Source organism: Streptomyces sp. PU-14G (assembly GCF_041028275.1).
Taxonomy (GTDB): domain Bacteria; phylum Actinomycetota; class Actinomycetes; order Streptomycetales; family Streptomycetaceae; genus Streptomyces.
This window is the reverse complement of sequence record NZ_JASKYT010000048.1, coordinates 1-21,758: the sequence shown is the minus strand read 5'-3', so window position 1 is coordinate 21,758 and position 21,758 is coordinate 1. Positions and strand designations below refer to the sequence as shown.

Here is a 21,758-nt window from a genome sequence, read left to right as displayed (position 1 = left end):
AAACAGCGTTACTGGGGCTGGATCTTGCCCGGGCGGTGACAGCTGGCCGGGAGGTATCGGGTCAAAGCGCATTCCGGCATGATTTAATTGCGAGCTGTTTGCAAGAGCCTCCGATGTCCAACAAGGAGTGTGCCACAGATGACTGCCCGGACGGTACGGACAGCCACCGCGATGGCGACCGCCGCCGTCGTCCTCGCCTCAGCAGCGGCATGCTCCGCGCCGGACGACGGGGCGGGGCCGGGCGGTGGCACGGAGGCGCTCACCGTCGGCGTCGCCCAGGAGCCCGAGACCCTCAGCCCGCTGCTCGGCTACGGCAAAGAGGGCAACTCGAAGATATTCGACGGCCTGCTGACCCACGACGCGCAGATGAACCTCAAGCCCGCCCTCGCCACCCACCTGCCCAAGGTGAGCAAGGACGGCCGGACCTACACCTACGACCTGCGCAAGGGCGTCACCTTCAGCGACGGGAAGCCCTTCACCGCGAAGGACGTCGTCTACACCTACGAGACGATCCTCGACAAGAAGACCAACAACGCCTCCAAGAGCGAACTCGACGCCCTCGACAGTGTCCGCGCCGAGGGCGAGCACACGGTCGTCTTCCACCTCAAGTACCCCTACGCCGCCTTCGCCGAGCGCACCGTGCTGCCCATCGCCTCCCAGGCCGTCGCCTCCCAGTCGGACGTCAACACCGGCTCCTACAACACCAAGCCCGTCGGCACCGGCCCCTACGTCCTCACCAGCTGGCGCAAGGGCGAGAAGCTCAGCTTCAAGGCCAACCCGCACTACTGGGGCGGCAAGCCGAAGATCAAGCGCTTCACCGTCGCCGTCATCGAGGACGACGACGTACGCGCCACCCGGCTGCGCTCCGGCGACCTGGACGGCGCCATCCTGCCGCCCAACCTCGCCAAGGCTTACGAGAAGGACGAGGACAAGCGCACCTTCAGCGCCAAGACCGCCGACTACCGCGCCGTCACCCTGCCCAGCGACAACCCCGTCACCGGCGACAGGGCGATCCGCCGCGCCCTCGACCTGGCCGTGGACCGCAAGGCGATGGTGAAGTCCATCCTCAACGGCGCCGGCAAGCCCGCCTACGGGCCGCTGCCCACCGACAGCCCCTGGTTCGCGAAGGGCACCGAGCGCCCGCACGACCTCGCCGAGGCCAAGAAGCTCCTCGACGACGCGGGCTGGAAGCCGGGCAAGGACGGCATCCGCCGCAAGGACGGCGAGCGCGCCGCCTTCACCCTCTGGTACTTCTCCGGCGACAAGCTGCGCCAGGACCACGCGCTGGCCTACGCCTCCGACGCCAAGAAGGCCGGCATCGACGTCCACGTCCAGGCAGGCAGCCGCGAGGTCATCCGGCCCAAGGTGAAGCACGACGCGATGCTGCTGGGCAACGGCTTCCCCGCGGACCCGGACTTCGACCTCTACCCGACGCTGCACTCCTCGCAGGCGGGCAACGGCTGGAACAACCTGGCCTACTACCACGACAAGACCGTCGACGAGGAGCTCGACGCCGCCCGCCGCAGCCGCGACCCGAAGGTGCGCAAGGCCGCCTACACCAAGGTCCAGCGGGCCCTGGCCAAGAACCCCGGCTACACCTTCCTGACCACCATCGACCACGTCTACGTCATCGACGACAAGTGGCGCGGACTGACCACCCAGGTCGAGCCGCACGACCACGGCATCGGCGCAGGACCCTGGTGGAACGTCCAGGACTGGCAGCCCAAGAAGTGACGGAAACGGACATACCCGCAGCCGCACGGGCCCCGCGGCAGCGCCCCGCCCGGCGCGCCCTGTGGGGCCCCGCCGCGCGGCTGGTGGGACGGCGGCTGCTGGCCGCCGTCCCCGTACTGGCCGCGGTGACCTTCGGCGTCTTCGCCGTCGCCGCCGCCTCCCCCTTCGACCCCGTCCAGCAGTACGCGGGCTCCGCCGGGCTCAACGCCTCCCAGGAGACACTGGACCAGCTGCGCGCCAACCTGAACGTCGACGGACCCTTCCCGCAGCGCTGGTGGGACTGGCTCACCAGCGCTCTGGCCGGCGACTTCGGCGACTCCACCTCGCTGCGCCAGCCCGTCGCACAGGTCATCACCGAACGGCTCGGCTGGTCGGTCCTGCTGTGCGCGGTCGGCTTCGCCTTCGCCGTGCTCGTCGGCACCGTGCTCGGACTCGCCGCGGCCCGCCGCAGGGGCGGCCTCCTCGACCGGACGGTCACCTCCCTGTCCTACACGCTGGAGGCGGCACCGCCGTTCTGGCTCGGGCTGCTGGGCATCTGGCTGTTCGCCCTCCAACTCGGCGTGCTGCCCGCGGGCGGACTCACCGACAGCGGCAGCGACGTCGTCACCGCCGGCGGGCTGCTGCGCCACCTCGCGCTGCCCGCCGTGGTGCTGGGCATCTCCCAGGTGCCGTGGTTCCTGCTGTACGTCCGCCAGGGCGTCGGTGACGCGCTGGAGGAGGACGCCGTACGCGGCGCGCGCGCCCGCGGCCTGTCCGAGAGGACCGTGCTGCTGGGACACGCGCTGCGCTCCGGGCTGCTGCCCGTGCTCACCCTGATCGGCTCCCGCGTCCCCGAACTCATCACCGGCGCACTGCTGGTGGAGACCGTCTTCAGCTGGCCCGGCATCGCCTCGGCGACCGTCGAGGCCGCCACCGCGACCGACTTCCCGCTGCTCGCCGCCCTCACCACGCTGGCCACGGTCGCGGTACTGGCCGGGAACCTGCTCTCCGACCTGGGGTACGGACTCGCCGACCCCCGCGTGGCCATGGAGGAGATGTGAGTATCCCCGCGGCGCTGCGGCGAAGGACCCCACGCGCCAGTCCCGCGACGGGCCGCAGCCTGCGGCTGCCCGTCTCGGCCTGTGTGGTGGCGGCGGTCGTGCTGGCCGTCGTCCTCGTGCCGCTGCTCGTCCCGCTCGACGAGCAGGCCGTCGACATGGCCAACAAGCTCCACGCGCCCTCGCCCGCCCACCCCTTCGGCACCGACGACGTGGGCCGCGACGTGCTGCTGCGCTGCGTCTACGGGCTGCGCGTCTCCCTCCTCGTCGGGGTCGTCGCCGCGCTGACCGCCACCGTCATCGGCACCGCCGTCGGCGCCGCGGCCGGCGCGGTCGGTGGCCGTACCGACCGGATGGTGATGCGCGTCGTGGACGTCTTCTCTTCCGTGCCGCACCTGCTGCTGGGCATCTTCATCGTCGCCATGTTCCGCCCCGGGGTGTGGCCCGTCGTCATCTCGGTCGGGCTCACCCACTGGCTGTCGACCGCGCGGATCGTGCGCGCCGAAGTACTGTCCCTGCGCTCCCGCGACTTCGTCGACGCCGCCGTCTCCGGCGGCGCCTCCCGCTGGCGGGTCGGCGTACGCCACCTGCTGCCAGGCGTGCTGCCCCAGGCCGGACTCGCCGCCGTGCTGATGGTGCCGCACGCCATCTGGCACGAGTCGGCGCTCTCCTTCCTCGGACTCGGCCTGCCCACCCACCGCGCCAGCCTCGGCAACATGATCCAGGACGCGCGCGGCACCCTGCTGGCCGGCGACTGGTGGCCCACCCTCTTCCCCGGCCTGTTCCTCATCGTCCCCACCCTCGCCATCGCCGGCCTCGCCGGAGTGTGGCGGGAGCGGATCAACCCGCGGCGCCGATCGGAGCTGATGCTGTGAACCAGGGCATCGACGCACCCAAGCCCCTGCTGTCCGTCCGCGACCTGTCCGTCCGCTTCCGGATGCGGGGCGGGCGCGAGGTCGCCGCCGTCACCGACGTCAGCCTCGATGTGGCGCCCGGGGAGTGCCTGGCGCTGGTCGGGGAGAGCGGCTGCGGCAAGTCGGTGCTCGCCTCCGCGCTGCTGGGGCTGCTGCCCGGCAACGCGCGGGTCGGCGGGTCGGCGCTGCTGTCCGGCCCAGGACCAGGCCAGGAGACCGACCTCCTGGCCGCCGACGAAGCCACCCTGGCCCGCACCGTGCGCGGCCGGCGCGTCGGCCTCGTCCCGCAGAGCCCGGCAGCCCACCTGACGCCCGTGCGCACCGTCCGCTCCCAACTGGCCGAGACCGTGCGGGAGCTGACCGGAGCGCGGGGCCAGGTGCTGGCCACCGCCACCGCCGCCGCCGCGCGGCGCGCCGCCTTCCCCGCCGACCACCTCGACCGCTACCCCCACCAGCTCTCCGGCGGGCTCGCCCAGCGGGCCGCCACCGCGCTCGCTCTCGTGGGCGACGCGCCGCTCCTGCTCGCGGACGAGCCCACCACAGGACTCGACCGCGACCTGGTCGAGCGCACCGTGGACGAGCTGCGCGGCCACGCCGACGCAGGGCGCGGACTGCTGCTCATCACCCACGACCTGGCGGCGGCCCAGCGCATCGCCGACCGGGTGGCGGTCATGTACGCGGGCCGCGTCGTGGAACTCACCGCGGGCCACGGCTTCTTCGGCGCGCCCGGGCCCCGCCACCCCTACGCCCGCGGCCTGCTGGACGCGCTGCCCGACCGCGCCTTCCTGCCCATCCCCGGCATGCCGCCCGAACTGGGCGACCTGCCCGCCGGCTGCGCCTTCGCGCCGCGCTGCCCCCGTGCGGACGCCGCGTGCTCCACCGTTCCTGCCCTGAACAGCACGGTGGCCTGCCACCATCCGCGGACCGCGCCCGAGGCCGCCCGGCACGGGGCCCGTCCAGAGGGGAGCCGGGTATGACGCAGCCCCCTCCCGCGCTGGAGCTGCGTGCGGTCACCGCCGGATACGACCGGAGCGCCCCCGTCGTCCGCGAGGTCTCCCTGACGGTGGCCGAGGGCGAGGCGGTCGGGCTGCTGGGGCCCAGCGGCTGCGGCAAGTCCACCCTGGCGAAGGTCGCGGCGCTGCTGCACCGCCCCTGGGCGGGAACCGTCCACCTCGGCGGCGAGCGGGCGCGCGGCTGGCGGCACCGGGCGCCCCGCGCCCAGCGGACCGCCGTCGGCGTCGTCTTCCAGCAGCCCCGGCTGGCCGCCGACCCCCGGCTGACCCTCGCCGCGCTGATCGCCGAGCCGCTGCGCGCCACCGGGCGGAAGGCCGAGGCGGTCGCACGCACCGGGGAGCTGGCCAGATCCGTCGGCCTGGGCACCGACCTTCTCGGCCGCCGTCCGCACGAGGTCAGCGACGGTCAGCTGCAACGCGCCTGCCTCGCCAGGGCGCTGGTCCTGCGCCCGCGCGTGCTCGTCTGCGACGAGATGACCGCGATGCTCGACGCCTCCACCACGGCGGCGCTGGTGGCGGTCGTCGAGGAGTACCGGGAGCTGACGGGTGCGGCGCTGCTCGCGGTCGGCCACGACCGCACCCTGCTGGAACGCTGGTGCGACCGCACGGTGGACATGCCGGGCATCGCACTCCCGGCCCGGGACCCGGTTCCCGGGCCGAACCCTTAGGACCGGTGGACCGCGCCCTCGGGGGGCGTGGGGAACTGCCCCCCGGGAGGTGCGCACATGCCAAAGCCCACCCGCAGGCCGCCCACCACGAACAGTGGCCCCCCGTTGCCGGGACAGCACCCGCAGGCAAAGCCCTACAGCCGCACCCCGTGCTGCCGCAGGTACGCCAGCGGGTCGATGTCACTGCCGTAGCCGGGCCCTGTGCGGACCTCGAAGTGCAGGTGCGGTCCGGTGACGTTGCCCGTCGCGCCGGAGCGGCCGATGCGTGCTCCCGCGCCGACCGACTGCCCTGACCGTACGGAGATCGCCGACAGGTGCCCGTACTGGCTGTACCTGCCGTCGCGGTGGCGCAGCACCACCTGGTAGCCGTAGGCGTCCTGCCACCCCGCCGAGACCACTGTGCCTCCCAGCACCGCCTTGACGGAGGTGCCGGTGGAGACGGGGAAGTCCACGCCGGTGTGGTGCCCGGACGACCAACTGCTGCCCGCCGCACGGTAGGCCGTGCTCGGACCGACACCGGCCACGGGGGCGGTCGCCGCACCCCCGGACGCGTGGGGCGCCTTCTTCTGCGGGGCTTCTTTCCGCGGTGCCTGCTGCGGTGGCTCCTTCTTCTCGGGTGCCTTCTTCTCCGGTGCCTGCTTCTGCTGAGCCTTCTGCCGGGGGGCGGACGGGCGGTCGGCGCGATCGGACCGCCCGGGCCCGCTCTCCGTCTTGCGCCCGGTCTGCTGCGGCGGACCCGTCGTCTCCAGGTGCTGACCCGGCAGGATCAGGTCGGGGTCGTCTCCGACGGTGGAGCGGTTCCAGTCGTAGAGGCGGCGCCAACCGCCCTCGACGCTCCGGGCGTCGGCGATGCCGGAGAGGGTGTCGCCGCTGACCACCTCGTAGGTCGTCTGCTTCTTCAACCGCTCGGCCCTGGCCCGCTCCGCCTTGTCCTTTGACGTCCGAGATTCCTCGTCCTCCGGCACATCGGAGCCGGTCCGCTCGGCCCTCGGCTGGTCACCGCCGCCGTGCGCGGCGCCGTGCGGCTGAGCGTCGCCCCGGGCGAGCCCGGCGCGCGGGCCGCAGTGCGGCCAGGCCCCCGGACCCTGGCCCGCCAGCACCTTCTCGGCAACCGCGACCTGCTCGCTCGGCGAGGCCAGGTCGGCCCGCGGGGCATACGCGCGACCGCCGTACGCCTCCCAGGTGCTCTGGGTGAACTGGAGCCCGCCGAAGTAGCCGTTTCCGGTGTTGGTGTTCCACTTGCCGCTGCTCTCGCAGGCGGCGACCTTCTCCCACACGTCCTGCGGTGCGGCGTGCGCGAGCTGGGCCGCGGCGAGGGGTAAGGCGATTCCCGCGCCGCCCGCCGTCACCGTTCTGGAGACGCGCGCGGCGGAGCGGGGCTGGGGTCGGCGGTGGCGCCCACGTGCGGACATGGCCGGTTCCTCCGGTGCTCGGCGGTCCGCGCGCGTGCGCGGCCGGTGGTGGGGTGGCGGGTGCTACAGGTCCAGGCCCCGCCCGCGCCCGAGGCGGTGCGCGGCCTGGTCGGCGACGGACTCCTCCAGGTACACCTCGCACACCAGGCGCCCGCTGCCCGTCATGTTGTGCTCCAGCTCGTAGAGGCTGACCTCGTGCCCGTCGGCCAGCAGGAAGGCGTGCTCGTAGACCGCGCACCACACCTGGCCCTCGCCGGGGTGTGCGTGCGGTTTGGGTACGTGCGTGATGTGGTGTCCGAGCGCGGTGGCCAGCAGCCGCAGCGTCTCCTCACCCGGCCGGTCCGGGTTCTCGGCTCTGCGCAGCAGCCTGCGGGCGTGCTCGGCCGAGCCGCCGCGTACGTACTCCCGGGCGGGGAGGGCCTCGGCACCCGGCGCCCCGGGCGGGAGGTCGTAGGAGGCGCACGTGCCGCCGAACGAGGCGTCGGGGGTGTGGGCCTCGCCCATCCGGTGGTGCACCCGGCGCTCGGAGCGCAGCAGCGCCTCCGCGTCGTCGTACACCTCGTGCAGTTCGCCCGCGCCTTCGGGGCCGTCGTAACACAGCTCCCACAGCAGCACGCTGCTGCCGTCGGCCAGCAGGAAGACATGGCGGAAACTGCTGCACCCCAGCGCGGGCGGCGGGGAGTTGCGGTGCCGCCGGCCGTGGAGTTCGACCTGGAACATCACCGCACCGCGGAGCCGGTGGAGGACCGTGTCGGCGACGTCGAAGGGGTTCTGGGCGCGGGCCAGCAGCTCTTCGAGGTGGTGAGCAGGCGTCAGGTGAGCTTCTTCGCTCATCGCGGACCCTCCCGGCGTGCAGCAGACTACCGACCGTCCCCGCGCGCACACACCGTAGCGCTCCGAGTGCGGTGAGCGGGAGGAGTTGGCGGAATTCCGCCCGCCCAGGTGCGGCCAGGAAGCGCGGTTTCGGCCGGTTTCGGCCGGTGCGCCGAGGCGGAGCCGGTCCGGGGCCGGACGCGCCCGTGGGTGAGAGGCGCCCGAGGGGGAACGACACTACAAGGACGACACGGGGGACGGGCCCCGGCTGAAGGGAGCGCGGCGGTGACCACACTGCCCGTCGGATACGAGTCCTACTGGATGCTCTCAGCGGCGGCCACGCCCCAGCCGGCGCTGCCGCCCGACAGCAGGGTCGAGGTGGACGTCGCCGTGGTGGGCGGCGGCATAGCGGGGCTGTCAGCGGCGTGGGAGCTGGCCCGTGCGGGGCGCAGCGTCGCCGTACTGGAGTCCGACCGGCTGGCCGCCGGCGTCACAGGGCACACCACGGCCAAGCTGTCCGCGCTGCAGGGCCTGTCCTACAGCTGGCTGCGCGCCCACCGCTCGGCCGAGGACGCGCGGCTCTACGCGCTCTCGCAGCAGGGGGCCGTGGAGCACGCTGCGGCAATCGCCGAGCGGCTGGGCGTCGACTGCGAGTTCGAACGGGTCCCGGCGCACACCTACGTCGAGTCGGCCGAACACGTGGCGGAGATACAGGACGAGGCCCGCGCGGCGGCCGAGGCCGGACTGGCCGCCTCGTACGTGACCGAGACCGGGCTGCCCTTCCGGGTGCGCGCCGCCGTACGCGTCGAGGCACAGGCGCAGTTCCACCCCCGCAAGTACCTGCTGGCGCTGGCCGAGGACATCCGGCGCAGCGGCGGGCTGCTGTACGAGCGCACCCGTGTCGTCGCGCTCGACGAGGGCGAACCGTGCGTGGTGACGGCGGAGAACGGGGGTGAGGTCGCCGCCCGCGACGTGGTGGTGGCCACCCACTACCCCGTCTTCGACCGGGCGTTGATGTTCTCGCGGTTGCAGCCGCGCCGCGAACTGGTCATCTCCGCGCTGCTGCCGCAGGAGGACGACCCGCGCGGCACCTACCTCTCGCCGGAGCGCGGGACCCGCTCGGTGCGTACGGCGCCCTACCCCTTCGGGGACGGCAGGCGGCTGCTGATCGTCACCGGGGAGACGTTCAGCCCCGGCACCCCGGGCATCGGTTCGGTCGCCGCCCGCTACGAACGCCTCGCCGCCTGGACGTACGAACGGTTCCCCAGGGCACGTCTGGCGCACCGCTGGGCCACCCAGGACAACGAGACCACCGACCGCGTGCCCTACATCGGCCGCTTCCACGCCGCCACCCAGCACACCTACGTCGCGACCGGGTTCGGCGGCTGGGGCATGAGCTCGGGCGTGCTCGCCGGGCAGCTGCTGGCCGCGCACATCACCGGCGGCGAGCTGCCCGCGTGGGCGGGGCTCTACGATCCCGTGCGGCTCCGGCCGAGCGAGGGCCCCGCGCTGCTGCGGCTCCAGTCGACGGTGGCCCGCCGCTTCGTCGGCGACCGGCTGCGTCCTGCGTACGTGGACTCGGTGGAGGAGATCACCCCGGGGACGGGTGCCCTCGTGCGGGTGCGGGGGAGGCGCTGCGCGGTCCACCGCACCCCCGAGGGCGAGCTGCGCGCCCTCTCGCCGCGCTGCACCCACCTGGGCTGCCTGGTGCGGTTCAACGACGCGGAGGTGGCCTGGGAGTGCCCGTGCCACGGCTCGCGGTTCGGTACGGACGGTTCGGTGATCCAGGGCCCGGCGACCCGGCCGCTGGAGCCGCGCGACCTGGGCGAGGAGTGACGCGGCGGGCACCCTCGGCCGGCCGGTCCGCGGCGGCGTCCTTGGCCGGCCGGTCCTGAGGCGGTGCCCCTCGCCTCGTCAGGTCGTGCGGGTGAGCGCGCGCACGCCCGCTACAGCCAGTCGGGGTCGGTCTCCAGCACGACCGTCTCGCGCGCCGCCAGCAGGTCGAACTGCGGCCCCGTGCGCGGCAGCTCCGCGCGGAAGAAGTACCGTGCCGCCTGCCGCTTTCCCCGCAGGAACGCGTCGTCGGGCCCGGCCTCCAGCGTGGCCAGGAACTGCTCCAGCCAGATCCACGCCACCACCACGTGCCCGACGGCCTCCAGGTAGAGGGACGCGTTCGCCAGCGCCACCTGGGGGTCACCCGGCTCCCACACGCGGGCCGTGGTGGCGACGGCCCGCTCCCAGTAGGCCCGCAGCGTGGCCGCCAGACCGGCCGCCTCGTCCCCGGCCGCCTCGGCGCGCTCCAGCGTCCGCCCGATGGCGGTGCCCAGCGCCCGCAGCCCCTCGCCTCCGCCGCGCACCACCTTGCGGCCCAGCAGGTCGAGCCCCTGAATGCCGTGTGTGCCCTCGTGGATGGGGTTGAGGCGGTTGTCGCGGTAGTGCTGTTCGACGTCGTACTCGCGGGTGTAGCCGTAGCCGCCGTGCACCTGGATGGCGAGGTTGTTGGCCTCCAGGCACCACTGCGAGGGCCAGCTCTTGGCGATCGGGGTCAGCACCTCCAGCAGCAGCGCGGCCTGTGTCCGCTCCTCGTGGGAGGGGGCCGAGCGCTCCTCGTCGACCAGCTTCGCGCAGTAGAGCAGGAGGCCGAGCGCGCCCTCCACGTACGACTTCTGCGCCAGCAGCATCCGCCGCACGTCCGTGTGTTCGACGATCGGCACCTGCGCGGCGCCCGCGTCCTTGCCCGCCGCGGTCAGCGGGCGCCCCTGCGGGCGTTCACGGGCGTAGGCGAGCGACTTGAGGTAGCCGGTGTAGCCGAGGGCCATCGCCCCCGCACCGACGCCGATGCGCGCACCGTTCATCATGTGGAACATGTACGCGAGGCCGCGGTGCTCCTCGCCGACCAGGTGGCCGACGGCGCCCGCCTCGCCGCCGGGCCGGTGGCGGGCGCCCTCGCCGAAGTTGAGCAGCGTGTTGGTGGTGCCCCGGTAGCCCATCTTGTGGTTGAGGCCCGCGGGCACCACGTCGTTGCGCTCGCCGCGGGTGCCGTCGGCCTCGACCAGGTACTTGGGGACGAGGAAGAGGGAGAGCCCCTTGACCCCCGCCGGGCCGCCGGGCGTGCGGGCGAGCACGAGGTGGACGATGTTCTCGGACAGTTCGTGGTCGCCGCCCGAGATCCACATCTTGGTGCCGAACAGCCGGTAGGTGCCGTCCTCGCGCCGCTCGGCCCGGGTCGCCACGTCGGCGAGTGACGATCCCGCCTGCGGCTCGGACAGGCACATGGTGCCGAAGTAGCGGCCCTCCAGCATCGGCCGCACGTACGTGTCGACCTGCTCGGGTGAGCCGTGGGCGCACAGCAGGCGGGCGTTGCCGAGCGTGAGGAAGGGATAGGCGGACGTGCCGACGTTCGCGGCCTGGAAGAAGGCGAAGCAGGCGGTGCTGACGGCGTGCGGCAGCCCCATGCCGCCGTGCTCCTGGTCCATGGCGGCTGCCAGCAGTCCGGACTCGGCGAACACCGCCAGCGCGTCGGCGACGTCCTCGTGCGTGTGCACCCGCTCGCCGTCGAACCAGGGTTCCTCCCGGTCGTTGCGCTTGTTGTGCGGGGCGAAGTGGTGCGTGGCGATGCGTTCGCTCAGTGCCAGGGCGTCGTCGAAGGTCTCCCGCGAGTGTTCCTGGTAGCGGGCGCGCTCGGTCAGCGAGGTGATCCGCAGCCAGTCGTGGAGCTGGAAGTCGAGGTCGCGGCGCGAGAGCAGGGTTGCGGGTGTGGCCATGACGGTTTCCGATCCCGGGGTGCGGCGGGCGTGCAGCGAGCGCCGCGCCGTCGGCGGCGACGACGCTGTATAAGCGCTTGCTTATGCTCGCTTCCGTGCCAGGCTCTGTCAACGGCTGCCAACGGCTGCCACCGGTCGATGGGGTCAGGGCTTGCGGGCCACACCCGCGTGCAGGGTCAGCGCCTCCTTCGGCAGGCGCTCGGCCGGATCGCCGTCGGGCCGCCACAGATGTGCCATCGTGACGCCGGGATCGAGGAGGTCGAGGCCGTCGAAGAACCGGACGACCTGCTCCCGGCTGCGCGGCACGAACGCCGTACCGCCCCGCTGGTAGATCCCGATCACGTCGTCGGCCCGGTCCGAGGTCCCGTCGTCGGGCAGGTCCGCGATGCCGTGGCTCAGGCACAGGAAGCTGCCGGGAGCCAGCGGTTCGAGCAGGGCGGCCACGACGCCGTAGGGGTCACGGTCGTCGGGGACGAAGTGGAGGAGCGCGTTGACCGAGAGCGCCACAGGGCGGCTCAGGTCCAGGGTGTCGCTGAGCTCCGCGGCGCCGAGGATGCTCCCGGGGTCCGTGACGTCGGCGTGGACGTAGGCGGTGCGGCCCTCGGGCGTGCTGCGGACAAGGGCGTGGGCGTACTGGAGCACGACCGGGTCGTTGTCGGTGTAGACCACCCGGGCTTCGGGCGCCACCGACTGGGCGATCTGGTGGAGGTTGGGTTCGGTGGGGATGCCGCTGCCGACGTCGAGGAACTGGCCGACGCCGTGGTCGGCCGCCAGTGTGCGGGTCACCCGCGCCATGAAGTCGCGGTTCGCGCGGGCCGCCGCCACGATCTCGGGGAGCACGGAGACCACCGCCTCGGCCGCCCGCACGTCCGCCTCGTAGTGGGTCTTGCCCCCGAGGTAGTAGTCGTACATCCGCGCCGAGTGCGGCTTGGTCGTGTCGATCGGCGGTGCGCTGCTGTGCTCGGGCACGTGTTCCCCCTCCGTCGTCCGTGCGTCCCCGCGTCCGTGCTCGCTCAGGGCTTGCGGGCCACCGCCGCCAGCATGCTGGGCTGCCCCTCCTTGAGCTCGGTCGGCTGCTCGGGGTCGGGGCGCCAGTCGTGGGCCATCACGATGCCGGGCTCGACCAGTTCGAGACCGTCGAAGAAGCGGGCGACCTCCGCGCGGTCCCGCAGCCTGAGGCTCGTCCCGCCCTTGGCGTAGATCTCCTCCACCTCGCGGCCCAGCTCGGCCAGCGCCGGATCGTCGATGTCGGCGGTGGCGTGCGAGAGGCACAGGTAGCTGCCGGAGGGCAGGCGCTCCAGGAGCCCCTTGAGGATCTCGTAGGGACCCCACTCGTCGGGGACGAAGTGGAAGAGCGCGTTGACCGAGAGGGCGACAGGGCGGGTCAGGTCGAGGGTGGAGCGCAACTCGTCGGAGTCGACGATGGTCGCGGGGCGGGCGGCGTCCGCCTGGAGGTAGGCCGTGCGGCCCTCGGGGGTGCTGTGCAGCAGCGCCTGCGCGTACTGGAGCACGATCGGGTCGCTGTCGGTGTAGACGACCCGCGCGTCGGGGGCGACCGACTGGGCGATCTGGTGGAGATTGGGCTCGGTGGGGATGCCGCTGCCGATGTCCAGGAACTGCCGCACCCCCGCCTCGGAGGCCAGCCAGCGGGTGGCGCGGATCATGAAATCGCGGTTGGCGCGCGCCATGCCCCCGGCGAACGGCACGGTGGCGATCACCGCTTCGGCCGCCTGCACGTCCGCCTCGTAGTGGGTCTTGCCCCCGAGGTAGTAGTCGTACATCCGCGCCGAGTGCGGCTTGGTGGTGTCTATGCCGGGAAGGTTTCCCTCTGCCGTCATGCGGCCTCTCCGTTCTCCGGTCCCAGTGCTGAAGGGCGTCGCCGTTCGGTGGCGCGGCCCCGGGTCGTCGCGTCAGTCGGAGGCCAGCAGGAAGTCGGCCACGCCCTGCTTGGCGCCCTGGAGGAAGGTTTCGAACTCGTGGGTGGTGTAGATCAGCGCCGGTCCCTCGGGGTCGGTGGACTGGCGCAGGGCGACCCGGCCGTCGCCGAGCTTCATCGCCTCCACGCAGCTGCCCCCGTTGGTGCCGCTCCACGGCTTCTGCCAGCCCTCGGTGCCGAGGTTCTTGGCCGGCATGCCGTTGTATATGTGGGGGCGGGTGTGGCCTGTGTGACCCATGGTTCTAAAACTCCTTGCGGATCTCACCGAGGACGGTCTCGGTGTGTGGTACTGGCGCGGCCTGCGCGCCCATGCGGTCCAGCACCTCCAGATAGGCGGCGGTGTCCGGACGCTGGTCCAGGTACGCGGCCCCCGTCAGGCTCTCCGTGTAGACGATGTCCGGGAGCTCCGGAATGTCGAAACGGAACAGCTGGAAGGGCCCGAACATGCCGGGATGCGCACCCGAGGTGAACGGGATGATCTGGAGCGTGATGTTCTGCCGTCTGGTCATCTCGGCGAGGTGGTCGATCTGGCCCCGCATGACCTCGGGTGAGCCCACGTGGCGCCGCAGTACCTGCTCGTCGAGCACGGCCCACAGCACCGGCGCCTGCCGGCCCTCCAGGAGCCGCTGGCGCCCCATGCGCAGCTGGACCCGCCGGTCCAGCTCCTCCTCGTCCGCGGCGGGGAACCCGGTACGCAGCAGCGCACGCGCGTAGTCCTCGGTCTGGAGCAGCCCGGGAACGCAGTGCGGCTCGTACGCCCTGATCAGGCTGGCCTCGCCCTCCAGGCTCACGTAGAGGCTGAACCAGGAGGGGAGGACGTCGCGGAAGCTGTGCCACCAGCCGGGCTGGTTCGCCTCCTCCACCAGGGTGAGGAAGGACGCGGCCTCCTCGGCGGAGAGGCCGTACATGCGCAGCAGCTTCTCCACGTACGGGGGCTTGAGCCCGACCTCCGCCTTTTCCATGCGGCGCACCGTGGTCGTGTTCACGCTCAGTGCATGCGCGGCCTCGGCGAAGGAGCAGCCCGCGCGCTCCCGCAGGTCACGCAGGCGCAGGCCGAGCACTATCTGCCCCACAGTCGGCGCGGAACGGGCCTCGGCCACTACTGCCTCCTCGACTTGCCTCCCCGGGCGGACCCTGATGCGTCAGCAGTCTGCCATGGCTCCCGTGCAGCAGCCATACTGCCCATTCGATTCTGCGAATTGCAGAACTCCTCTTGCCATCTGTGAATGAGGCTGCGCATAGTGAAGAACGTGACCCAGCTCATGCAGCTGCGGCACCGGAGCCGCACACCCTCATCCGCACCGCCGGAGGGCCTGCCAGCAACAGCCCCCCGGCTCACTCGCGCGTGCGCCGGCGCCTCTGGGGCCCGTGCGGCGGAACACCTGCCGGCAGCCGTCCCCACACCCCACAGGTAGACGGAAGGCGATCCCGTGGCCTCCTCGTATCCCCCTGCGCAGCTCTCCTCACCCGCACCGGCCGCCGTGGCCGACGAAGCGCGGCAGGAGGGGTTCGAGCTCCCGGCACACACCTCGTCCGTGGCCCGCGCCCGCGCCCAGCTGCGCAGTCACCTGCACCGCTGGGGGTTCCCCGAGGATCTCGGGCACACGGCGCAGCTGGTGATCTCCGAGTTCGTCACCAACGCCGTCCTGCACACCGACACCGGGCGCATAGGGTGCAGCATCCATCTGGACGGCAGCAGGCTGCGTATAGAGGTCACGGACGAGGGCACCCAGACCCGCGCCCCGCAGCCACGCAGCGCGGGCCCCGACGAGGTCAACGGCCGCGGCCTCCAGCTCGTGGGCGCCCTCGCCCAGCGATGGGGGGTCAAGGCCCGCGACACCCGGTGCGGTCGCGTCGTCTGGGCGGAACTGGGCACGACCGGCTGAGCGGTCGGCCGACGGCCGTGTGCCGTGGGCGGGACGGGAGGCGGGCGCGCCGCAACCGCCCCGGAACCTCCCGGTATGTTCCGCGCGGCGAGGCAATTTCCGCACGTAGCAGGCCGATTGGCGTGGTCCAGACCGCTCCCGGCGTGTCATGCTTCCCGCGAGGGCAGGCGCACGCGCTGGCAGAGTGCGCGATGCACGGGGATCACGTGGGGCACCGATGCGGGAAGAGCTGGCCGGGGCGGACGATCTCGGAGTGGACGCGGTCGACGTCACCGTTCCGAGCGTGTCCCGGATGTACGACCACTACCTGGGCGGCAAGGACAACTACGCCGTCGACCGCGAGGCCGTCGCGGCACTGGACCGGAAGGTGCCGGGCACCCGCGCGCTCGCGCTCGACAACCGCAGCTTCCTGCGGCGCGTCGTCCGCGTTCTGACGCGGGACTACGGGGTACGCCAGTTCATCGACCACGGCTCGGGCCTGCCCACCCAGGACAACGTCCACCAGGTCGCCCAACGGGAGGACGGTGGTGCCCGCGTCGTCTACGTCGACAACGACCCCATCGTCCTCGCCCACGGCCGCGCCCTGCTGGAGGAGAACGCCCGCACCGCGGTGATACGCGCTGACATGCGGGACACCGACGCGATATTCGACAGCCCCGAGGTGTGCCGCCTCATCGACCGGGGCGAACCCGTCGCGCTGCTCTTCGTGTCGGTGATGCACTGCCTGCCCGACTCCTCCGACCCGGCGGCCCTCGTGCGCCGCGTCATGGAGCGGGTGCCGTCCGGCAGCTTCATCGTGCTCAACCAACTCGTCAGCCACGACGCCGGGACCCGTGACGCGGTCACCGAGTTCATGTGCCGCAGCACGGGCGGCAGATGGGGCCGTGTCCGCGAACCCCACGAGGTCTCCGCCTACTTCGCCGGGCTCGGCCTCCTCGCCCCCGGCCTGGTCGAGATATCGCGGTGGCGCCCCGACTCCGACCTGTGCGGCCGACGGCGTGCCGAAGACGTATGGTTCGAGTTCGGGGGCGTGGCCCGCAAGCGGTGAGAGCGGCCTACCCGGTGATACGGCCGACTCGGCGAGAGAGCCGGGCGGTTCGGCCTACGGAGGAGAGCACGCTGATGAACGACGAGGCGACACGGCACGGCCGGTCCCATCCCCGCGCACTGCTCGCGGATTTCCATACGGCCATGCTGCACATGTCCGCCGACGAGTTGGCCGATCTCCACGCCCCGGACGCCGTGTACGAGTTCCCGCTGCTCGCCCCCGGGCGCCCGGAGCGGTACGAGGGGCGCGAGGAGATCCGCGAGGGCTTCGGCGCGGCGTGGGGTGCGGCGCTGGTGCGGGTCGAGGACATCGAGGACATCGTCGTCCACGAGACGGCTGACCCCGAGGTGATCGTCGCGGAGCAGCGGGCGCGCGCCCGTATCACCGCCACCGGCAAGCAGTTCGCCCTGCCGTTCCTGCTGGTGCTGCGCGCCGGCGGTGGCCAGATCGTGCATGTGCGCGACTATGCCGACGCCCTGCGCGGCGCCTACGAGACGGGCCGGCTCGAAGCCGTCGTCGCGGGACTGGCCGGATAGCCGGGCCGTGCGGCGCCGGTAGCGGGCCGCTCAGTACTCGCTGAGCAGCTTCTCCAGGAACGTCAGCGTCCTGGCCGGGGGATCGGCCATGGCGCTCAGGCGGTCCATCACCACCAGGTAGCCCTCCACCTCGTCGCGCTTCTCCAGGTAGAGGGAGCTGGTGAGCTGTTCCAGGTAGACGATGTCGGGCAGGTCGGGTTCGAGGAAGCGCAGGATGGTGACGGGCCCGCCGGCCGCGGCGAGGCCGCCCAGGCTGAACGGGGCGATCTGCAGCGTGACGTTGGGCCGCTGGGCCGCCTCGATCAGGTGCTCGATCTGGTCCCGCATCACCTGGCGGGAGCCCAACGGGCGGCGCAGCGCCGCCTCGTCCATCACGGCCCACAGCCGGGGCGCGTGCGGCTGGTCGAGTATGGCCTGCCGCTCCATGCGCAACTCGATGCGGCGCTCGCTGCGCCGCGCGTCGTCCCGGGGATGGCCGAGGCGGATGACCTCGCGCGCGTACGGACGGGTCTGCAACAGGCCGGGGACGAACTGCACCTCGTACATGCGGATGATCGAGGCGGCCTCCTCAAGCCCGATGAGCCGGTCGAACCACGGCGACATCACGTCGCTGTACTTCTGCCACCAGCCGGGAGAGCCGGCCTGGCGGGCGAGCGCGAGATACTCCTGACGCTCCTGGGGGTCCCACACCTCGTACAGCGTCAGCAGGTCGGCGACGTCGCGCTCCTTGCAGCCGACCCGGCCGAGCTCCAGACGGCTGATCTTGGCGTGCGAGCCGCGGATCGCCTCGCCGGCGTCCTCGCGTGAGATGCCCCGCTCCTCGCGCAGCCGCCGCAACTGGGTGCCCAGGACGATGCGCAGGATCGTCGGACCGCCTCTGGGGTGGTCGAGGATGCGTCCGGGCGACGCCTCGCGCCGCGGCTGTACTGCCATCGCGCCCGCCTTGCTTCCCTGAGTGACTGTCCGGACGCTCAGTGTCCCATTCCGCTCACCGGGCGTACAGCCATACCGGTCACGTGAGGCGGATTCGGCGGCTCGCGTGACCGCGCGGCACTCGTGTGCCGTGAGCGTGCCTGCGTGGCCTCCGACGCCAGGCGGTGCGCCGGTACGCACGTGAGCCGCCGCCGCACGTCCGTGTCGTGCGGCGGCGGCGCCGTGGGGTCTTGCGGTCGTGCTCTGCCGTGCTCTTCAGCTGTGGGCGCGGCGGGTCAGGCCTGGCTCTCCAGCAGGTCGTCGAAGTCGCCGTCCTTGGCGCCCTGGACGAAGGCCGCGATCTCGGCGGGGGTGTACACCAGGGCGGGGCCCGACGGAAAGCGGGAGTTGCGCACCGCGACGCCCTGGCCGTGCAGGGCGGCCACCTCCACGCAGTTGCCGTTCGGGTTGCTGCGGCGGCTCTTGCGCCACACCGCGCCTTCGATCCGGGTGGCCTCGATGCCGTTCTCGATCTGCATGTACGTCTCTCCCTAGTCACTTTCCCCCGTGGGCGGTTGCGACGTCTGGAAGCGTCTCACAGCCGAACGTGGTTGCATCTGTACTTGCAGATGTACTTGCAGAAGTAAGTACGGACCCGCCACAATGCCCGACGTACTCCACCCCCCTGAGCCTCTGGGGGTTCAACTCCGCGGCTCGACAACGGAGTTCACGATCTTCCGTTCGCCTACAGGAGCTCCAGTGACCACACCAGGCGCCCGACCCCCCGCCGCAGCGGACCCGGTGGAAGACGGTTCCGACGTGGACAACCCCCTCACGCGGCTGCTTCTGCTGCTGGAGATCGCCGACCGGCCCGACTGGCTCCGCGACCTCGCTGCCACCGGGCCGGCCGCACGCGCGCACGGCTGCCGGTAGCCCTCGCCTCACGCGCGCACGGCCGCGGGCAGCTCCCGTCTCACGCGCGCACGGCCGCGGGCAGCTCCCGTGCGCCGACGAACTCCAACCGCGATACCGCGCGGGTGAGCCCGACATAGAGCCGCTGGAGCCCGCGGGTCCCGCTCTCGGCGATCTCGGCCGGCTCCACCAGGACGACGTGGTCGTACTCCAGGCCCTTGGAGAGCTCGGCACCCACGACGGTGACCCGGGCCGCCGGCGCCTCCTGCCCCGGGACCGCGGACGGGATGCCCGCGGCGGCCAGGGCGTCCCGCAGCGCGGCCACCCGCGCCCCGTCGGCGATCACCCCGACCGAGCCCTCCCGCTCCAGCGCCGCCCGCACCCGCCCGGCCACTGCCGCCGGCACCCCGGCGGGCGAGGCCACCGGCACCCGCGTCAGCTCCCCGCCCGGGCGCAGCGACCGGGCGCCCGGCACCCGCACCCCGAGCGAGCCGAGCAGCCGGTTGGCGACCTCCACCAGTGCCTCGGGCACCCGGAAGCCGGTGGTCAGCGGCGTGACGAGGGCACCGGGCGCACCCAGGTGCGCCAACTGCGACTCCCAGTCGCGGGCGGCCCAGGCGGTGGTGCCCTGCGCCAGGTCACCCAGCACGGTCAGCGAGCCGAAGCGGCTGCGGCGCGCCAGCACGCGGCACTGCATGGGGGAGAGGTCCTGCGCCTCGTCCACCACCACGTGCCCGTAGCTCTCCTCGGGGTGCTCGATCAGCCCCGCCACCTCGTCGAGCAGCAGCAGATCGGCCTGCGACCAGCGCGCCGTGCGGGGCGTGCGCGGGCGGCGGCCCGCCCACGCCAGGGCACGCTGCTCGGCTGCGTCCAGCAGCCCCTCGCCCGCGGCCTCCAGCACACGGTCGTCGCCGAGCAGACCGGCGACGACCTCTTCGGCCCGCGCCCGGGGCCACACCGCGTCCAGGAAAGCGGTGAGTTCCCTCTTCCTGCCCATGCGGCGCAGCCACTCGCCCCCGGGCGGTCCTGCGCGGCGCTCGGCGAGATCGCGCAGCAGCGCCACGGTACGCGCCCGCACCCGTTCCCTGCCGACCTCGTAGGGCGGTCGCTGGGCCAACGTCTCCTCGACGATCGCGCGCAGTTCCTCCTCGTCGAGCCGCCACCGGTAGGAGCCGTCCGGAACCGCGAGCGGCCCGTCCGGCAACCGCACCCGTGCGTACAGAGCGCGGCGCAGCACGCTCGCCATGCGCGCGTCGTGCTTCAACTCCACGGCCTCTCGGGCGTCCTCGGCCGCCACCGCGCGCCCGGGCAGCAGATCCGCCACCGTGCACTGGCGTACGCCCCCCTCGCCGAGGGAGGGCAGCACGGCGGAGATGTAGTGCAGGAACGCGCGGTTGGGGCCGACGACGAGGAGTCCGCCGCGCTCGATCCGGCGCGGGTAGGTGTAGAGGAGATAGGCGGCGCGGTGGAGCCCGACGGCGGTCTTGCCGGTGCCGGGCGCGCCTTGGACGCACAGGGAGGTGCCGGGGCCCGAGCGGACCAGGTCGTCCTGCTCGGGCTGGAGGGTGGCGACGATGTCGCGCATCGGGCCGACGCGGGGACGTTCGATCTCCTCGGTGACGATGTCGCTGCTCAGTGCCGAGGCCGCACCGTCCCCGCCGCCTCCCGGGTCGGCGGCCAGCGGCTCGTCCTCCAGGCCCGTCAGGTCCCCGGCCGCCCCCGTGCCGCCCGGCGCCCAGCCGAACCGGCGGCGCGAGCCGACGCCCTGCGGGGCGCGGGCCGTCGCCTGGTAGAACGCACGCGAGACGGGCGCCCGCCAGTCCAGCACCAGCGGGGGTGCCGAGGGGTGCTCGCTGACCCGGCGGCGGCCGATGTAGTAGCGCTGGCCGCGGTGTTCGCCGGCCTCGTCGCCGCCCGCGCCCTCGCTGCTGAAGTCGAGCCGGCCGAAGAACGGCGGCCCGTCCGGCTCCTCCCGTACCTCCTTGGCGCGGCTGCGCAGGTACCGGCCGAGCGCCTCGGCGCTCGCCCCGTCTCCCGCGACGCCTTCCTCGGCCGCGTCACCCGAGTGGCGGCCGGTGACGACGCCCGCGCCCTGACGCACCCGCTCCCGGGTGGCGGCGTCCGTACGGTCGAGCGCGGCCCGGCAGGCGTCGGTGTAGGCACGCTCGGCTGCCAGCTCGGCGCCGAGAGCGGCGCCGAGAGCGGCGCCGCGGGTGGGGTCTTCCCCCGGCATGGGGACGCTCCTCTTCGTGGTGGGACGCCCGCGCCGCACGGTGCCGGGGCGCGGGCCTGGTGGTCAGGCGTACGGGGCCAGTCCGGCCCGCAGGAGCGCGAAGCCGTGGACGGCGTCCTCGCACGCCGTCGCCAGGCAGCTCTCCGCGCTCGCGCCGAGTGAGACGCGGCGCCAGTTCTCCAGCGCGAGGACGCGCTGCGTGGTGACGATCTGTCCGGCGGCCAGCCGGGCCGTCAGCGCCGCGCGGACACCGGCTGCGCCGTCGGCTGCCCCGGCCAGCCGCGCGGCCAGCGCCTCCTCGGAGCGCGCGGTGTAGGAGTGCAGCCGGGCCACCAGGCTCGGCGTGCCGTACAGCAGCCGGTGGAAGGTGAGCACGTCCGGGTCGTCGCACAGCCCGGTGACCGGGTCCCGGGCGTCGAGGCCGGCGAGGAAGTGGGCCTCCAGCGCGTCGAGTGGCGTGGTGCCCGCTGCGCGGGCGGCGACCACCCGCGCCGCCTCGTCCTCGTGGTCGGCGAAGCGGTGGAGGGCCATGTCCTCCTTGGCCGGGAAGTAGCGGAAGAGGGTCGGCTTGGAGACCTCGGCGGCGTCCGCGATCTCGGAGACGGAGACGGCGTCGAACCCCTTGGCCAGGAAGAGGGTCACGGCCGCGTCGGAGATCGCCTGGTAGGTGCGCTGCCGCTTGCGCTCGCGCAGCCCGGAGGGGGATTCGCTCATGGGGGGACCGTAACAGGAAACGTTACTGAGTTAAATAAGTGACCCGGTCTCCTGGGTGGAGGCGTCGATGGGCCGTGCGCGCGGGCCGGGGCCGGCCAGGGGTCCGSRGCCCTTTGCGGCAGCCGTGGCGCGCTGCTGTAGTGGAGCTGAGCCCACGCGCGGCACGCACGCGGCACGCACGCGGCGCGGCGTGGACCAGGCGGGGGCGGCCGGCAGTCAGGACAGG

General features: G+C 73.0%; 21 protein-coding genes and 2 pseudogenes. 11 read left to right on the top strand and 12 right to left on the bottom strand.

All coding sequences use genetic code 11. The features are described 5' to 3' along the window. Nucleotides 1–138 precede the first annotated feature (138 nt). The 5 genes from AB8Z75_RS08780 (at nt 139) to AB8Z75_RS08760 (ending at nt 5,366) form a co-directional block, all read left to right on the top strand. The gene (locus AB8Z75_RS08780; RefSeq protein WP_369200841.1) at nt 139–1,734 is read left to right on the top strand and encodes an ABC transporter substrate-binding protein; all 1,596 of its coding nucleotides are present in this window, start codon (nt 139–141) and stop codon (nt 1,732–1,734) included. A 59-nt stretch (nt 1,735–1,793) separates the two neighbouring features. After that, entirely contained in the window at nt 1,794–2,774 is a 981-nt protein-coding gene (locus tag AB8Z75_RS08775) for an ABC transporter permease (protein WP_369200850.1), read from the top strand. Between the two features lie 2 nt (nt 2,775–2,776). Next, on the top strand, nt 2,777–3,646 hold the full coding sequence (locus AB8Z75_RS08770) for an ABC transporter permease (protein WP_369200849.1): 870 nt from the start codon (nt 2,777–2,779) through the stop codon (nt 3,644–3,646). Between the two features lie 62 nt (nt 3,647–3,708). Further along, entirely contained in the window at nt 3,709–4,662 is a 954-nt protein-coding gene (locus AB8Z75_RS08765; protein WP_369200848.1) for an ABC transporter ATP-binding protein, read from the top strand. Beyond that, the gene (locus AB8Z75_RS08760; RefSeq protein ID WP_369200840.1) at nt 4,659–5,366 is read left to right on the top strand and encodes an ABC transporter ATP-binding protein; all 708 of its coding nucleotides are present in this window, start codon (nt 4,659–4,661) and stop codon (nt 5,364–5,366) included. The genes AB8Z75_RS08765 and AB8Z75_RS08760 overlap by 4 nt, the downstream gene beginning before the upstream one ends. A 134-nt stretch (nt 5,367–5,500) precedes the next feature. Here AB8Z75_RS08760 and AB8Z75_RS08755 read toward each other — a convergent pair. Further along, nucleotides 5,501–5,818 (bottom strand): annotated as a pseudogene (locus AB8Z75_RS08755) (M23 family metallopeptidase); the annotation flags it as partial. Between the two features lie 49 nt (nt 5,819–5,867). On the opposite strand from AB8Z75_RS08755, the gene AB8Z75_RS08750 reads away from it, so the two are divergent. After that, a complete protein-coding gene (locus AB8Z75_RS08750; protein WP_369200846.1) occupies nt 5,868–6,014 on the top strand; it encodes a pentapeptide repeat-containing protein in 147 nt (48 codons plus the stop codon). 110 nt (nt 6,015–6,124) lie between these two features. On the opposite strand, the pseudogene AB8Z75_RS08745 reads toward AB8Z75_RS08750, so the two are convergent. Together AB8Z75_RS08745 and AB8Z75_RS08740 are read right to left on the bottom strand one after the other, a co-directional pair. Continuing rightward, nucleotides 6,125–6,778: pseudogene (locus AB8Z75_RS08745) on the bottom strand (transglycosylase family protein); the annotation flags it as partial. Nucleotides 6,779–6,841: 63 nt separating this feature from the next. Beyond that, nucleotides 6,842–7,612, bottom strand: coding sequence for a DUF6227 family protein (locus tag AB8Z75_RS08740; protein ID WP_369200839.1), 771 nt, complete (start codon nt 7,610–7,612; stop codon nt 6,842–6,844). A gap of 264 nt (nt 7,613–7,876) precedes the next feature. Between AB8Z75_RS08740 and AB8Z75_RS08735 the strand changes: the two genes are divergently transcribed. After that, complete coding sequence (locus tag AB8Z75_RS08735) at nt 7,877–9,427, top strand: FAD-dependent oxidoreductase (RefSeq protein WP_369200838.1); 1,551 nt, start codon at nt 7,877–7,879, stop codon at nt 9,425–9,427. Nucleotides 9,428–9,537: 110 nt separating this feature from the next. Here the strand turns inward: AB8Z75_RS08735 and AB8Z75_RS08730 are convergent, their stop codons facing one another. The 5 genes from AB8Z75_RS08730 to AB8Z75_RS08710 form a co-directional block, all read right to left on the bottom strand. Beyond that, a complete protein-coding gene (locus AB8Z75_RS08730; protein ID WP_369200837.1) occupies nt 9,538–11,355 on the bottom strand; it encodes an acyl-CoA dehydrogenase in 1,818 nt (605 codons plus the stop codon). A 144-nt stretch (nt 11,356–11,499) separates the two neighbouring features. Then, nucleotides 11,500–12,324: an SAM-dependent methyltransferase gene (locus tag AB8Z75_RS08725; RefSeq protein ID WP_369200836.1), complete on the bottom strand. Its 825-nt coding sequence runs from the start codon at nt 12,322–12,324 to the stop codon at nt 11,500–11,502. 44 nt (nt 12,325–12,368) lie between these two features. Beyond that, nucleotides 12,369–13,193: an SAM-dependent methyltransferase gene (locus AB8Z75_RS08720; RefSeq protein WP_369200835.1), complete on the bottom strand. Its 825-nt coding sequence runs from the start codon at nt 13,191–13,193 to the stop codon at nt 12,369–12,371. 72 nt (nt 13,194–13,265) lie between these two features. Beyond that, nucleotides 13,266–13,529 (bottom strand): DUF397 domain-containing protein, encoded by a 264-nt coding sequence (locus tag AB8Z75_RS08715; RefSeq protein ID WP_114017946.1) that lies wholly within the window; start codon nt 13,527–13,529, stop codon nt 13,266–13,268. A 4-nt stretch (nt 13,530–13,533) separates the two neighbouring features. Next, nucleotides 13,534–14,391, bottom strand: a complete 858-nt coding sequence (locus AB8Z75_RS08710; protein WP_369200834.1) for a helix-turn-helix domain-containing protein — start codon at nt 14,389–14,391, stop codon at nt 13,534–13,536. A gap of 330 nt (nt 14,392–14,721) precedes the next feature. Here AB8Z75_RS08710 and AB8Z75_RS08705 point away from each other — a divergent pair, with 330 nt between their 5' ends. The 3 genes from AB8Z75_RS08705 to AB8Z75_RS08695 all read left to right on the top strand — a co-directional run bounded on the left by AB8Z75_RS08705 (nt 14,722) and on the right by AB8Z75_RS08695 (nt 16,761). Then, complete coding sequence (locus AB8Z75_RS08705; protein WP_369200833.1) at nt 14,722–15,177, top strand: ATP-binding protein; 456 nt, start codon at nt 14,722–14,724, stop codon at nt 15,175–15,177. Nucleotides 15,178–15,394: 217 nt separating this feature from the next. Beyond that, nucleotides 15,395–16,225, top strand: a complete 831-nt coding sequence (locus tag AB8Z75_RS08700) for an SAM-dependent methyltransferase (protein WP_369200832.1) — start codon at nt 15,395–15,397, stop codon at nt 16,223–16,225. 74 nt (nt 16,226–16,299) lie between these two features. Further along, on the top strand, nt 16,300–16,761 hold the full coding sequence (locus AB8Z75_RS08695; RefSeq protein ID WP_369200831.1) for a nuclear transport factor 2 family protein: 462 nt from the start codon (nt 16,300–16,302) through the stop codon (nt 16,759–16,761). 30 nt (nt 16,762–16,791) lie between these two features. Here the strand turns inward: AB8Z75_RS08695 and AB8Z75_RS08690 are convergent, their stop codons facing one another. Next, on the bottom strand, nt 16,792–17,694 hold the full coding sequence (locus AB8Z75_RS08690) for a helix-turn-helix domain-containing protein (RefSeq protein ID WP_369200830.1): 903 nt from the start codon (nt 17,692–17,694) through the stop codon (nt 16,792–16,794). Between the two features lie 275 nt (nt 17,695–17,969). Continuing rightward, nucleotides 17,970–18,212 carry a DUF397 domain-containing protein gene (locus tag AB8Z75_RS08685; protein WP_369200829.1) on the bottom strand — a complete coding sequence of 81 codons (243 nt, stop codon included), beginning with the start codon at nt 18,210–18,212 and terminating at the stop codon, nt 17,970–17,972. A 220-nt stretch (nt 18,213–18,432) separates the two neighbouring features. Between AB8Z75_RS08685 and AB8Z75_RS08680 the strand changes: the two genes are divergently transcribed. Next, nucleotides 18,433–18,606 (top strand): hypothetical protein, encoded by a 174-nt coding sequence (locus tag AB8Z75_RS08680; RefSeq protein WP_369200828.1) that lies wholly within the window; start codon nt 18,433–18,435, stop codon nt 18,604–18,606. A gap of 40 nt (nt 18,607–18,646) precedes the next feature. Here AB8Z75_RS08680 and AB8Z75_RS08675 read toward each other — a convergent pair whose 3' ends face one another. Both AB8Z75_RS08675 and AB8Z75_RS08670 read right to left on the bottom strand, forming a co-directional pair. Beyond that, complete coding sequence (locus AB8Z75_RS08675; protein ID WP_369200827.1) at nt 18,647–20,818, bottom strand: AAA family ATPase; 2,172 nt, start codon at nt 20,816–20,818, stop codon at nt 18,647–18,649. A 63-nt stretch (nt 20,819–20,881) separates the two neighbouring features. Then, on the bottom strand, nt 20,882–21,532 hold the full coding sequence (locus tag AB8Z75_RS08670) for a TetR/AcrR family transcriptional regulator (protein ID WP_369200826.1): 651 nt from the start codon (nt 21,530–21,532) through the stop codon (nt 20,882–20,884). Nucleotides 21,533–21,758: the final 226 nt, after the last annotated feature.